The sequence below is a fragment of the Aeribacillus sp. FSL K6-8394 genome, from assembly GCF_038008865.1.
Lineage (GTDB): Bacteria > Bacillota > Bacilli > Bacillales > Aeribacillaceae > Aeribacillus > Aeribacillus composti.
The window spans coordinates 722527-736166 of the sequence record NZ_JBBPAA010000001.1; the positions used below are offsets into that span (position 1 = coordinate 722527).

9 protein-coding genes, 1 pseudogene and 1 riboswitch are annotated in these 13640 nt (G+C 39.0%); all 10 genes and pseudogenes read left to right on the forward strand.

Features of this window, described 5'->3' with window-relative positions:
• The first annotated feature begins 10 nt into the window (after positions 1–10).
• Positions 11–1093 (forward strand): C40 family peptidase, encoded by a 1083-nt coding sequence (locus NSR00_RS03340; protein ID WP_340786979.1) that lies wholly within the window; start codon positions 11–13, stop codon positions 1091–1093.
• 659 nt (positions 1094–1752) lie between these two features.
• Entirely contained in the window at positions 1753–1938 is a 186-nt protein-coding gene (locus NSR00_RS03345; protein ID WP_094245675.1) for a hypothetical protein, read from the forward strand.
• A gap of 1 nt (position 1939) precedes the next feature.
• Positions 1940–2524, forward strand: coding sequence for a type II toxin-antitoxin system PemK/MazF family toxin (locus NSR00_RS03350; protein ID WP_340786982.1), 585 nt, complete (start codon positions 1940–1942; stop codon positions 2522–2524).
• A gap of 592 nt (positions 2525–3116) precedes the next feature.
• Positions 3117–3309, forward strand: a riboswitch (Lysine riboswitch).
• Between the two features lie 138 nt (positions 3310–3447).
• Positions 3448–3751 (forward strand): annotated as a pseudogene (locus tag NSR00_RS03355) (group II intron maturase-specific domain-containing protein); the annotation flags it as partial.
• A 119-nt stretch (positions 3752–3870) separates the two neighbouring features.
• On the forward strand, positions 3871–5337 hold the full coding sequence (locus tag NSR00_RS03360; RefSeq protein WP_130157596.1) for an amino acid permease: 1467 nt from the start codon (positions 3871–3873) through the stop codon (positions 5335–5337).
• A 799-nt stretch (positions 5338–6136) separates the two neighbouring features.
• On the forward strand, positions 6137–7042 hold the full coding sequence (locus NSR00_RS03365) for an ATP-binding protein (protein ID WP_130157580.1): 906 nt from the start codon (positions 6137–6139) through the stop codon (positions 7040–7042).
• A gap of 10 nt (positions 7043–7052) precedes the next feature.
• Positions 7053–8969 (forward strand): vWA domain-containing protein, encoded by a 1917-nt coding sequence (locus tag NSR00_RS03370; RefSeq protein ID WP_340786986.1) that lies wholly within the window; start codon positions 7053–7055, stop codon positions 8967–8969.
• Positions 8970–9219: 250 nt separating this feature from the next.
• The gene (gene sucA, locus NSR00_RS03375) at positions 9220–12063 is read left to right on the forward strand and encodes a 2-oxoglutarate dehydrogenase E1 component (RefSeq protein ID WP_340786988.1); all 2844 of its coding nucleotides are present in this window, start codon (positions 9220–9222) and stop codon (positions 12061–12063) included.
• A 16-nt stretch (positions 12064–12079) separates the two neighbouring features.
• Positions 12080–13339 (forward strand): 2-oxoglutarate dehydrogenase complex dihydrolipoyllysine-residue succinyltransferase, encoded by a 1260-nt coding sequence (gene odhB, locus NSR00_RS03380; protein ID WP_063389708.1) that lies wholly within the window; start codon positions 12080–12082, stop codon positions 13337–13339.
• Between the two features lie 74 nt (positions 13340–13413).
• Positions 13414–13620, forward strand: coding sequence for a DUF6501 family protein (locus NSR00_RS03385; protein WP_063389709.1), 207 nt, complete (start codon positions 13414–13416; stop codon positions 13618–13620).
• The last annotated feature ends 20 nt before the right edge of the window (positions 13621–13640 follow it).

The following is a 13640-nucleotide window of genomic DNA, read 5'->3' on the forward strand; positions in this document are numbered from 1 at the left end:
GAAAGGCTGTATGAAGAAAAAAGTGTTGGGATTAACGACATCCGCGGTTCTTGGATCTTCGGTTTTCGCAGGAGTCGCTTCCGCTGAAACGATTCGAGTAGAAGCCGGGGATACTCTTTGGGGAATCTCGCAAAGATATAATACTACTGTTGTAAAGTTAAAAGAAGCAAATAGACTTACAAGCGATACAATATACATAGGTCAGGTTTTAAATATTCCTTCAGAAGCATCGTCTTCTCCGAAAGCGAAAGTAACTGCTAATAATCAAACAGAGGCGGCTCCTAAACAAACTGGTTCGACATACATAGTGAAAAAAGGTGATACGTTATGGGGCATTGCCAAAAACAACGGAACGTCTGTCAGCGAATTAAAAAGGCTGAACGGATTAACCAGCGATTTAATTTATCCTGGCCAAGTGTTAAAACTATCTGGATCCAGCCAAGCTGTATCTAGCGAAAAGGTTAGCGCCAAAGAACAGGTGCAGGCGCCCAAACAAACCTCACAAACTTCAAATAAAGCAAGTTCACAAAATACATATACCGTCCAAAAAGGCGACTCTCTATGGAAAATTGCTGTGAAATTTAAATTAACCGTCAATCAATTAAAAGCTGCGAATAACCTTTCATCTGACGTTATTTACCCCGGCCAAGTATTGAAGCTGTCAGGCTCTTCAGCTGATAGTGCACGTCAAGTGAATTCCGGTACAAAAACGAATTCTGATTCATCTACTCAAAACGGCAAAGTTTTAGTTATGCTTCGAGAAGCCAAAAAATTAGTTGGAGTTCCGTACAGATGGGGCGGAAATACGCCATCTGGTTTTGACTGCAGCGGATTTGTTTACTATGTATTAAACAAAGTGACATCCGTTTCTCGGTTAAGTACAGCCGGTTATTGGAACATGATGAAACCAGTAAGTTCACCAGATGTCGGAGACTTTGTATATTTTTCAACATATAAAGAAGGTCCTTCCCACATGGGAATCTATCTTGGAAATGGGGATTTCATTCATGCCGGATCAAGTGGCGTGCAAATATCGAATTTAAACCAAAAATATTGGAACGATCGATATTTAGGAGCCAGATCTTATTTTTAAAATTATATTTTGCGAGAATGAGAAACATGAAGCAATCAGCCAACAAACGGCTGATTGCTTTTTTAATCGGAAGAATGATAGAATCGTCTAATTTGCCGATACATCCATCTTCCTTATAATAGGGATTTTGCATGAGTATGAAATTTGAACAAAAAATATAAGTTTTTTCTAGTAAAAGATTATTAATAATAACGTACTTTTCGGTACTATTTTTAAGAAATTAGTAAAATTAAAAGGTTTTAGTGATATTTTGAAAAATTTATTTAATGTCTATTTAACGACACTCAACAGATGTTTCAATAGATGTAAATTCAATCAATGAAGTACTAGAGTTTATGAAAGCATACTATAATATAATGTAAATGATGATATGGTTTGGATGGATGAGTTATTGTTAACAAACATGAATGGTAGAGTGATTGGATGTACATAATTGTGATTGGGTTAGATTTTTTGGTGAAAATGAAGAAATTAGTAGAGTTTATTTTTAGCTAGATCTGCTATGGTCTGATCAGCTCTAGTTAAGTGTTTTGCCACTCTTTCCGCAACGTCTACCTAGTTTTAATATATACATGAATAAAAATAATATCATTTCAATATGTAGATATGATATAATTTAGCTAAAACTTGCATATACTGCATCTGAGGAGGTGTAGTATATGTGTCGAGAGGATGATAAAAAAATGTTAGCAGCTACTAATAAGAATAAACTTAAAAAGCCTATTATCACAAAAAATAAATTTTTAAATTTATCTAAAAAAGATTGGAAAGAAGCAAATGAAGTAAGTAAAAACACAAGAGGAATTTCAAAAATAACTTATAGGGATTTATTTGGAGGTAAATAAATTGACTGGTTTTTTAAATAAAGAAAACTGGAAACAAATTGAAAGAGGTTATGAATTTGAAGCTGCCATCCTTTATCCGTCAGATACAAAAAGACCTCTTTCGTTTTTTATTCCTAATAAAAACAATCCATTAGAAGGAAAAATAGTTGATCAAATAGGTAATTTTTCTCCAGAAATAATTGAAGGAAGACCTAGAGCCAGAGAACAACAAGTTGTTGTTACTATTAAGCCAAGAAAAGTAATTATTGTAACTAATAATATAATAAATCAAAATGAAGAATTTGAATATATTTTAATTGCTCCAATAAATACTATTAAATTATCAGAAAAATCTAAAGATTGGTATGAAAAGTTAATTTATGATGAACATCCAATTTTCACATATATTCCCAAAGGAAATATAGAAAGATATGTGGATTTAAGTCAGATTATGACAATACATAAAAGTTTATTGCTGACAAAATATGATAAAATTCCAGATGAAAGAATGGAATTAATTGATGAAAATTTATTGCAGTGTTTATCTCTTGGAATTATAAAAGAAGAAGCTGAAAATATAATAAAAAATCAAAATATTGAAATTTAACAAAAAGTCATCATTAATAAAATAACATGATGGCTTTTTGTTTTGGTTACAGTACTTCTACCACCTTACATAGGATTTGTGAACAATTAACCAGCAAAAAACACCATTATATTATTATGCTTCTAGGCTGAGAAGTGATATCCAAGCTGTAAGGAATGCTTTACTTCCCCCTAAAACATCGGTCTGCTTGAGGGGCAAATCAATCGCTTACAAATAATAAAACGAGTGACTTGCGGACGAACTGGATTATTTTTGTTAGAGAAACAGGTACTTTATCGATTGTGATAACTATTGCGAAATAACAAATATAAACTTGTTTTCAACCCTTACTCGTTTTCATAAAAAAATTCGTAAGAACCATATTTAAAATCATTTCTAAACAAAAGATTGAAGTCATCACGAGAAACCATGTCTTCTATCTACAACAATCATCTGGTAGACCGATTGATCATCTTTTGAAAGCAATGGTTGAATTTTAAAAAATTCTATACGAAAAAATCTTGTCTCAATCGAGGTGTAAATAGATATTGTTTTTGCACAAAAATTGTTTTATAATCATTATGGAATTAAATAAATAGCATCCTCATTCACCCGATGAGGTAGAGGTTGCGGCTTTTATGAGTACTGCGAACGAGATGCAGAGAACATTGAAGACTTCGCTGGAAAGGGAAAGCCGCCGAAGTTCGCACATTTCTCTGGATGTGCGGACTGGGGTTGCCACCGAACAGGGGCAGCACTGTCACGGTTTGCCTGAAGAAAAGCAGCCGTGGAGCGCTATCTTCACGGAAGGGTTGATACGGGTAATGTTTGTATTGCCGCCGAATCACCTTCGGCGGCTTTTTTGGTGCGCCCAGCATGGGTGTAATCTCTAGGGTGAAAGTCCCGAGCTGCAAAGGCAGAAGAGCAGTTAGCTTAACAGAAGGGGATGGTGCGGCTATTTTGCCTTGGCAGATACGCCAAGTAAGTTCAAAGAATTTGGCGAATGGATCAGACGAAGACTTCGAATGTGTTTATGGAAAGAGTGGAAAACGCCGAAAACAAAAATTCGGAAACTCAGAGGATTAAGTGTTCCAACGCATAAGCCATTCGAGTGGGGGAATACGCAAGAAATACTGTCGGATTGCCTGCAGTCCCATTTTACACAAAACCCTCGACAACTCCTACTGGAGTCGACAAGGGTTAAGAAGTCTATTCGAAAGATATCAATTTCTGCGTCATCTTAATTGAACCGCCGTATACTGAACGGTACGTACGGTGGTGTGAGAGGTCGGGGGTTAGTCACCCACTCCTACTCGATTATCACCCGGCTCCTTTCCATGACAAAGAAAAAAGGAGCGATGAAAACAATGGAAAGCGTTATTAAAAAGAAGGAAACAGCTACGACCGCCCATTCTTCACCTAACCAGCTTCGACGCAAGCTAAAAACAAGGCATTTAACGATGATTTCTCTTGGTGGAACGATTGGCACTGGATTGTTTTTAGCCAGCGGTGGAGCAATTCATACTGCTGGGCCGGGCGGAGCGCTGGTAGCGTATATTGCAATTGGTATAATGGTGTATTTTTTGATGACCAGTCTTGCAGAAATGGCAGCTTATATGCCAGTTACTGGAACGTTTAGTACGTATGCAACTAAGTTTGTCGATCCTGCGCTCGGATTTGCTCTAGGATGGAATTACTGGTACAACTGGGCCATTACGATTGCCGCAGAGCTCTCTGCTGTGACTATCATTATGAAATTTTGGTTTCCTGATAGTCCTTCACTTTTATGGAGCGCTTTATGCTTAGTAATTATGTTTCTGCTTAATTATTTATCCGTTAAAGGATTTGGCGAAGCAGAATATTGGTTTTCGCTCATTAAAGTAGTAACAGTCATTATTTTTCTTATTGTCAGCTTTTTAATAATTGTAGGTATTATGGGTGGTGAAGCGGTTGGATTTAAAAACTTCACCATCGGCGACGCTCCATTCCATGGTGGTTTCATGGCGACTCTCGGCATTTTTATGGCGGCGGGTTTTTCTTTCCAAGGAACAGAGCTGCTTGGAGTTGCAGCAGGTGAAAGCGAGGATCCGAAACGTAACATTCCTCGCGCCATTCGGCAAGTATTTTGGCGCATTTTGCTATTTTATATATTGGCTATTTTAGCAATCGGACTTCTTATTCCATATACGAATGAAAATCTAGCGAATAGCGATGTTACGGTCAGCCCGTTTACTCTCGTTTTTGACAAAGCTGGCATTGCGTTCGCTGCATCCGTCATGAATGCTGTCATTTTAACAGCGGTTTTATCAGCTGGAAACTCTGGTATGTATGCGTCTACTCGGATGCTTTGGGGGCTAGCAAAAGAGGGGAAAGCGCCAAAATTTCTGGCTAAGTTGAATCGCCGGGGAGTCCCTGTTAATGCATTACTGGTTACTGCTTCATTAGGAACGCTTGCTTTCTTGGCTTCGTTTTTTGGGGATGGGATCGTCTATGTATGGTTATTAAATGCTTCTGGTATGTCGGGGTTCATTGCATGGCTTGGCATTGCAATCAGTCACTATCGTTTCCGCAAAGCGTATGTTGCGCAAGGGAGAGATCTCCGTGATCTTCCTTACAAAGCAAAATGGTTTCCATTCGGACCGCTGTTCGCTTTGGTACTTTGCGCGGTCGTCATTTTGGGACAGAACTACAGGGCCTTCATGGGCGAATCAATCGACTGGTACGGTATTCTCGTTTCTTACATTGGATTGCCATTGTTTTTAGCAGTTTGGTTTGGCTATAAAATCGTGAAAAAGACAAAGGTCGTTCCTCTCGATGAATGTGAATTAGACTAAAAAGCCGCTTGAAAAGACGCATTAGTATCCAAAATCTGCACGTTCGGTGTTCAATGGATTTTGTATGCCATCACAACGACGCAAACGCTCGTATGGTGCAGGACAAGTGTAAACGAATGATGGTCCAATCAGAAAAGCCGCTCTTTCTTGATACGGAGCGGCGTTCATCAGTTAAAGGGGAAGCTTCATCTTTTCCATCAAATGATTTGTTCTTTTTATTCCGATAATTAAGATTGTCTGTTCAGAGCTCCCAACATTCAGAGATGGGGGAATGGCGGAAAGGCGTCTTTCATTTGGTAAGATAGAAAACGATTGGATTGAATCCATTCCTCCCTATATAGATGTAACTTGACATGTTAACATCTGCATGGATATGTAGCTTGGACCGTTTTTCGACGGTCTGAAAATAGGTGTCTTTCTTAATGTTGCCAAAATGTTAAATGATACATTTGAATTACAAGATCTATATATATAAAATTTTAACTAAGCTACTGGTATGCGAAAGTTGAGTTCAATATAAATAAATTTCAATATAATTTATTGATTTATAGGGGCTGTCTACTAAGTCGATTTTTGGGCTTATAGACGCCCCTTTAACTTTTTTTAAAACATTGATATATTCATGCTTATGATTTGATGGATTTTGACTTTCTGGGCAATCCCAGTAGTACAAACCACGTCTATGGTTTGTGCTGTCTGCAAAAATTACAATATTTTGAATTCAAAAGAATCTTAAAAATTAATGTGTTAAAAAAGGATATGATATAGTTATGTAGTGAAACAATATAAAAAGAACGTGATGATTAGAAAGGAAATTTTTATGATGTCTTTAGAGCTTCATTTGCCAAAAGAAATAATAAATGTAATTGAATCTCGCAAAAAGCGGGTGCATTCTGATCAAGATCAAAGATTAATTGGACAAGGCGGTTTTTTGTCTGACGATCCAGTCATTTTGTATGATGCGCTGGTGGCATTGGCCCTTGGAAAAAATGTTTTGTTAAAAGGACCGACCGGTGCTGGGAAAACGAAACTTGCTGAAACGCTGTCATCATTTTTTTCTCAGCCGATGCACAGCATTAACTGTTCAGTTGATCTTGATGCCGAAGCATTGCTTGGATATAAAACGATTGTCAATTCCAGCAATCAAACAGCCATTGAGTTTGTCGAAGGACCTGTTATTCAGGCGATGAAAAAAGGGCATTTTTTATATATAGATGAAATCAATATGGCGAAACCTGAGACATTGCCAATTTTAAATGGGGTGCTAGATTACCGGAGGCGGATCACGAATCCATTTACACAAGAGGTTGTGGCGGCGAAAGAGGGATTTGGTGTCATCGCAGCTATTAACGAAGGGTATGTAGGGACGGTTCCGTTAAACGAAGCGTTGAAAAACCGATTCGTCGTGATTGATGTTCCATATGTACAAAATGAAAAGTTAAAACAAGTGCTCACTGAGCAGTCTTCTTTAAAAGATGAAAAGCTGATAGAAAAGTTTCTCACATTATCCAGCGACATTATTACACAAGTAAAAATTGGGAAGGTTTCGGAAGAAGCAGCTTCCATCCGGGCTTTGATCGATGCCTGCGATTTGTCGGTTTATTTGCCCCCTTTAAGAGCGATTGAACGGGCCATTGCAGCAAAATTGGATGATGAGCTGGAAAAAAGAGCGATCATGAACATTGCAGAAACCGTTTTTGAGTGAGGGAAATCCGATGCATTATATAAAATTTAATGATGAAATCATAGATTCAATGTTAATGATGGAGCTGTCCGATTTAGCGCAAACATTGACAAAACGAAGAGATATCGATATCGCTTTTGCCGTTCAGTCTTACTTTCATCCAGCAGAACAAAAAATTTATATCAGCCATTTTTGGAACGATCGTGCGGAAGAAGACAAGCTTGCAGGATTTAAATCAGACATTTATTTGCGCGCAATTGGCAGCTATTATTATACGGATTTTCATCAAATTGCTGCATTTCATGATCTCGTTCGGACATTACATCATCAAAAATTTGCAAAACAGCTGTTGATGCTGCTTGAAGATGTCCGGATTGAAGAACTGGTTAAACGCGATCGTCCCGGGACAAAGCGCTATTTCCGCAAGCGGCTGAATATTTATAAAAAATATTACCGTGATCAGCTGAAAGCAAGCCTTGATCGGGGATTTGCAACCGATGCGCTCTTTGCGGCCCTGTATGAAATGGCTACGGCCACATCACCTGTTTTGAATGTACCAGAAATAAGCGTCCAAATAGATGAACTGCTGCCTTTCGTGAAGGAACAAGTGATGAACGTATACGATGCAAATAGCACGAAAGAAGTTTCCGATATTGTCCTGAAGACGATGGGGCTGTTGGATGAAGTGTTGAAAAAAGATTTGATCCATACTTATTTCATTTTGCCTGATTTATCGGAAAAAGATCTCCATACCTTGACTTTTGACGACATGAAACGAAAAGACCGGCTTCAAAATCAGGATGCACTGGATAATGTAAAAAAGGGCGATGAAGATCTTCATGATGAAAAAATGGCCATATGGCATCGTGAAACATCCACACCTACGAAAAGCTTTTTGCAATTTGATTTAGAACAAGGAACGCAAACGAATTTAATAGATGAACATGCAAGGCAAACTGAGACGGGAGATCAGGCGCTTGTGATTGTGGAAGGTTCAGCTAGACAGACTCAAAACAATTATTATGACGAAGTAAATGCTGATGAAAAGCTGCAAAAAGAAGCAGAGCAAGAAATACAACAACAACTCGGGAAGGAAAACAAGCATGCAAAAGCATATTTCCTGACGGCAAACATGCCAAAGGAAGCAGAAAAATCTGCGTATGAAAAGGAATTGCAGCAATTGATCGTGTACAAAAAACGTTTGCAGCGAATCATTCAAAAAACGCTTGAACATAAAAAGACATATCCAAAACAAGATGAACATTTTGGCAGATTGAATAAAAAGCTGTTGCGTCTATGGACGGATGAAAACCCGAAGCTTTTTTTCAAAAAAAGGAATCCTGCGAATGATCTTGACGGGGTGTTTACACTGCTCGTCGACTGCTCTGCATCCATGCACGACAAAATGGAAGAAACAAAACGAGGCATCATTTTGTTTCATGAAACGTTAAAGTCCGTTCGGGTTCCACATCAAATTGTCGGTTTTTGGGAAGATTCGGCAAACAGTACAGAAAACAACCAGCCGAACTATTTCAAAAAAGTAATCAACTTCGAAACTTCACTTAGCTCCAGCTCAGGACCAGAAATCATGCAGCTTTTGCCTGAAGAAGATAACCGCGACGGTTTTGCGATCCGGCATATGACAAACGAACTGCTTGCAAGAAAAGAGAAGCAAAAATTTCTTCTTGTTTTTTCAGACGGTGAGCCTGCTGCCTACGGATATGATCAAAACGGAATTGTCGATACACATGAAGCCGTAATGAATGCTCGAAAGCACGGTATAGAGGTGCTGAACATATTTTTATCCGCCGGAGCAGTTGAAGAAAGCAAAAGAAAGGTAATGAAAACGATTTATGGAAAACACAGCATCATGGTGCAAAATATCACAGAACTCCCGGACGTCTTGTTCCCGCTTTTGAAAAAATTGCTGCAAAAAACAATCGAATAAACCGCCAAAACATGGCAGGATACAACATGTATTCAAAAAATCAAGAAAATTATTATATAAAGATGCTAATTTTTAAGCAAATACTATTGGTCAATCTGATGAATAGTGTTAAAATAGCGGTGGAAGCGGTTATTTAAAAAAATATAGCTTGCTTCTTGTGGGATGGTGATGAGAATTTAAAAAAATTTTTTGTGGGGAAACAAAGCAGAAGAATTCTAATGATTAGTGATCATTGGGGGTTTTTAAGAAAATGGAAGAAACTTCGTCAAATTTAAAAATCGCATGGCGTGATTTTCACGGACCTAATTTAGGGTATGTCATGGACTTATATGAACAATATTTAGAAGATCCGAATTCTGTTGATGAAGAATTAAGAAACATGTTTGATGCTTGGGGGGCTCCTGAGGCTCTAACTGAACAATCTTATGTAAACTCCTCATCCACTGTAAGCAGAAATTTGTCTTATACGTTTGAAAAGCTGCAAAAAGTAGCAGCTGCTGTAAGGTTTGCAGAGGATATTCGGACATTTGGACATTTGGATGCTTCTATTTATCCTATGGGGATAAAACATAACGAAGAAGATGTTTTGAATGAATCAAGATACGGTCTGACGAAAGAGGACTTAATTGAAATACCGGCCAAATTGTTGAGTCCGTATACTCCTGATCATGTACACAACGGGTACGAAGCGATCCAATATTTAAAAGATGTTTATTCAAAATCGATCGCATTTGAATTTCAGCATGTCCACAATTTTGAAGAGCATGAATGGCTCAACGAAATGGTGGAATCTGGGAAAATTTTCAAAACACTTTCAAAAGAGAAACGCATTTCTCTTTTGAAGCGATTAACAGAAGTTGAAGGATTTGAATCTTTTCTCCATAAAACATTTGTCGGCCAAAAGAGATTCTCCATTGAAGGTGTTGATATGCTCGTTCCGATGCTTGATGAGCTGATTTCTGAAGCTGTGAAAAGCGGAACGACAAATATAAACATCGGAATGGCGCATCGGGGCCGACTAAGCGTGTTGGCTCATGTGTTAGGAAAGCCATTTGAGCTTATTTTCTCTGAGTTCCAGCATGCACCGAACAAAGAATTGGTTCCGTCTGAAGGTTCAATCGGAATCAACTACGGCTGGACCGGAGATGTGAAATATCATTTAGGTGCGGACAGAAAAATTAAAGATCATAATGTTGTTCGTGCACGGCTCACGCTAGCGAACAACCCTAGCCATCTAGAGTTTGTGGATCCGATTGTGGAAGGGTATACACGTGCAGCCCAAGATAATCGTAATGTGCGCGGATATCCTGAACAAGATATTCACAAATCCATGGCTGTGCTGATTCACGGCGATGCAGCATTCCCTGGCGAGGGAGTCGTGGCAGAGACTCTTAACCTTAGTCAGTTAAACGGTTACAAAACCGGAGGAACAATCCACATTATCGCCAATAATATGATCGGATTTACGACGGAAAGCCATGATTCTCGATCAACAAAATATGCCAGCGACCTAGCCAAGGGCTTCGAAATTCCGATCGTTCATGTGAATGCGGATGATCCAGAAGCATGTTTGGCAGCTGTTTATATTGCCATTTTGTATCGCAATAAATTCCATAAAGATTTCTTAATTGATTTAATCGGATACCGCCGTTACGGGCATAACGAAATGGATGAGCCTATGGCGACAAATCCGTTGCTTTATGAAAAAATTAAGAAACATGAAACAATTTGCAAATTATATGCTAAACAGCTTGAAAGCGATGGAATTATTTCCTTAGAAGACGTAAGAAAGTTTGAACAAGAAGTGCAGGATCGGCTGAAAAAAGCATACGATAAAGTTCCAAAAAACGAACACCAAGAAGAGGAAATTCATATTCCAGAAACGGTCAGCCATGGTCTGCCCAAAATCGACACGACTGTGCCGGTGGATGTCCTTGACAAAATTAACAGGGAATTAATTACGTTCCCAGAAGGATTCACCGTTTTTAATAAATTGCAAAAAATTCTAGAACGCAGGGCAAAAGTATATGAAGAAGAAAGAAAAGTAGATTGGTCGCTTGCAGAAGCGTTCGCTTTTGCGACAATCTTGAGAGATGGAACTCCGCTTAGAATTACTGGACAAGATTCGGAACGTGGGACTTTTGCTCATAGACATTTAGTCTTGCACGATGTGAAAACAGGCAAAACCTTCTCGCCGCTGCATCGTTTGTCGGATGTTCAAGTATCATTTGCGATTCATAACAGCCCGTTGTCTGAAGTTTCTGTATTGGGATTTGAATACGGATATAACGTATTTTCTCCGGAAACGCTTGTCATTTGGGAAGCACAATTCGGTGATTTTGCAAACGTTGCACAAGTCATATTCGATCAATTTATTTCAGCCGGCAGGGCAAAATGGGGACAAAAATCTGGACTCGTCATGTTGCTGCCGCATGGATATGAAGGCCAGGGACCGGAACATTCCAGCGGGCGTTTGGAACGGTACTTGACCCTTGCTGCAGAAAACAATTGGACGGTGGCAAATGTAACGACTGCTGCTCAATATTTTCATTTGCTAAGAAGACAAGCAGCGATTTTAACAAAAGAAGAAGTGCGTCCGCTCATCATTATGACGCCAAAAAGCTTGCTGCGTAATCCAAATACGGTTTCCGACGTTACAGAGCTGACTGAAGGTCAATTTCAACCGGTTATTGAACAGCCTGGTTTAGGTCAAAATAAAGAAAAAGTAAAACGTTTAATTTTGTGCACTGGCAAAATATCGATAGAATTGGCGAATGGTCTGCAAAAATTAGATCAAAAAGATTTTCTTCATATTGTACGTGTGGAGGAAATTTATCCGTTCCCTGAAGAAGAAATTAAAGAGATTATAGAAAGATACCCTAACTTGCAGGAAATCGTCTGGGTGCAAGAAGAGCCGAAGAATATGGGATCGTGGATTTTCACATATCCGCAATTAAAATCTATTGTGGGTGATAAGCTCGCTGTTAAATATATTGGACGTCCAAGACGGTCAAGCCCTGCAGAAGGAGACCCGACAATTCACAAAAAAGAGCAGAGCCGAATCATAACAGAAGCGCTTACATGGAATGAATGAGGAGGAAATTTAAAAAATGGCTGAAATTAAAGTTCCAGAACTAGCAGAATCCATTTTAGAAGGTACAATTTCTCAATGGTTGAAAAAACCTGGCGATAAAATTGAAAAAGGCGAATACATTCTTGAGCTGGAAACCGATAAGGTCAATGTTGAAATTACTGCTGAACATGCTGGTGTTTTAAAAGAAGTATTTAAAAATGAGGGCGATGTTGTCGAAGTTGGCGAAGTCATCGGAATCATCGATGAAGGCGCAAGTGAAGCTCCACAGGCAAGCAGCCCTCAGCCAGAACAAAAAGTAGAAGCCGCTCCAGAGCAAAATCGAGAGGAGCAAACAGTTCAAGTGGAATCGGAAGAACAGTCTGCAGGCAAACCGCGCCCAATCGCAACGCCTGCAGCAAGAAAGCTTGCACGTGAAAAAGGAATCGACTTATCGGCCGTGCCGACGGCTGATCCGCTCGGTCGTGTTCGCAAACAAGATATTGCATATTATGAAGCGCCAAAAGCGGAAGAAAAAGCCCCTAATAAACCAAAACCAGAACCGCAAGAAACACAAAAGGCAACGGTTGCAGATCAGAAGCCTGTGGAACGGATCAGAATGTCCCGCAGAAGACAAACCATTGCCAAACGTCTAAAAGAAGTTCAAAATACAGCAGCTATGCTGACAACCTTTAATGAAGTGGATATGACAGCAGTTATGAACATCCGCAAACGGAGAAAAGATCAATTTTTTGAGGAGCATGATGTTCGTTTAGGCTTTATGTCCTTCTTTACAAAAGCAGTTGTCGCAGCCTTGAAAAAATTCCCTCTACTGAATGCGGAAATTCAAGGCGATGAAATTGTGTTGAAAAAATATTATGATATTGGAGTAGCTGTTTCTACAGATGAAGGTTTGGTTGTTCCTGTTGTAAGAGATGCAGATCGCTTAACATTTGCTCAAATCGAGCAAGAAATTGCCGATCTTGCAGCAAAAGCGAGAGCAAATAAACTTGCGCTTTCGGATCTGCAAGGAGGAACATTTACGATAACTAACGGCGGTATTTTCGGATCTTTATTGTCAACACCGATCTTAAATGGACCTCAAGTCGGTATTTTAGGGATGCATAAAATCCAGCTTCGCCCAGTTGCGATTGACGAAGAGCGCATTGAAAACCGTCCGATGATGTATATTGCTTTATCATATGACCACCGTATTATTGACGGAAAAGAAGCTGTCAGCTTCTTGGCAACTGTCAAAAAGCTGTTGGAGGATCCAGAGCAGCTCTTGCTGGAAGGGTAAATCACTAATGAAGGAAGAACGCATTCCGCGTTCTTCTTTTCATATGAAAACGAACGAATGAAGGAGTGGCAAACATGAATCATCTATCATGGAAAAACAAAAAGGCGAATAAAAAAGTTGTATGTTTACATACAAATGCAAAAAAGTATATGGTAAATAATGTATTGACACCTGGACAAACTTATGATGTCTTGAACGAAACGGAAGAGTATTATTTTATTATCGACAATTCCGGAAAAGTAGGCGGGTTTTACAAAGAATATTTTGAAGAAGCAAAATAGCTAATCATCCCTTTATTTTT

Coding starts and splice junctions, on each gene's coding strand:
- NSR00_RS03365 (WP_130157580.1), top strand. CDS start 6,137: ATGATTAGAAAGGAAATTTTTATGATGTCTTTAGAGCTTCATTTGCCA.
- odhB (WP_063389708.1), top strand. CDS start 12,080: ATGGCTGAAATTAAAGTTCCAGAACTAGCAGAATCCATTTTAGAAGGT.
- NSR00_RS03340 (WP_340786979.1), top strand. CDS start 11: ATGAAGAAAAAAGTGTTGGGATTAACGACATCCGCGGTTCTTGGATCT.
- NSR00_RS03370 (WP_340786986.1), top strand. CDS start 7,053: ATGCATTATATAAAATTTAATGATGAAATCATAGATTCAATGTTAATG.
- NSR00_RS03360 (WP_130157596.1), top strand. CDS start 3,871: ATGGAAAGCGTTATTAAAAAGAAGGAAACAGCTACGACCGCCCATTCT.
- NSR00_RS03385 (WP_063389709.1), top strand. CDS start 13,414: ATGAATCATCTATCATGGAAAAACAAAAAGGCGAATAAAAAAGTTGTA.
- NSR00_RS03345 (WP_094245675.1), top strand. CDS start 1,753: ATGTGTCGAGAGGATGATAAAAAAATGTTAGCAGCTACTAATAAGAAT.
- sucA (WP_340786988.1), top strand. CDS start 9,220: ATGGAAGAAACTTCGTCAAATTTAAAAATCGCATGGCGTGATTTTCAC.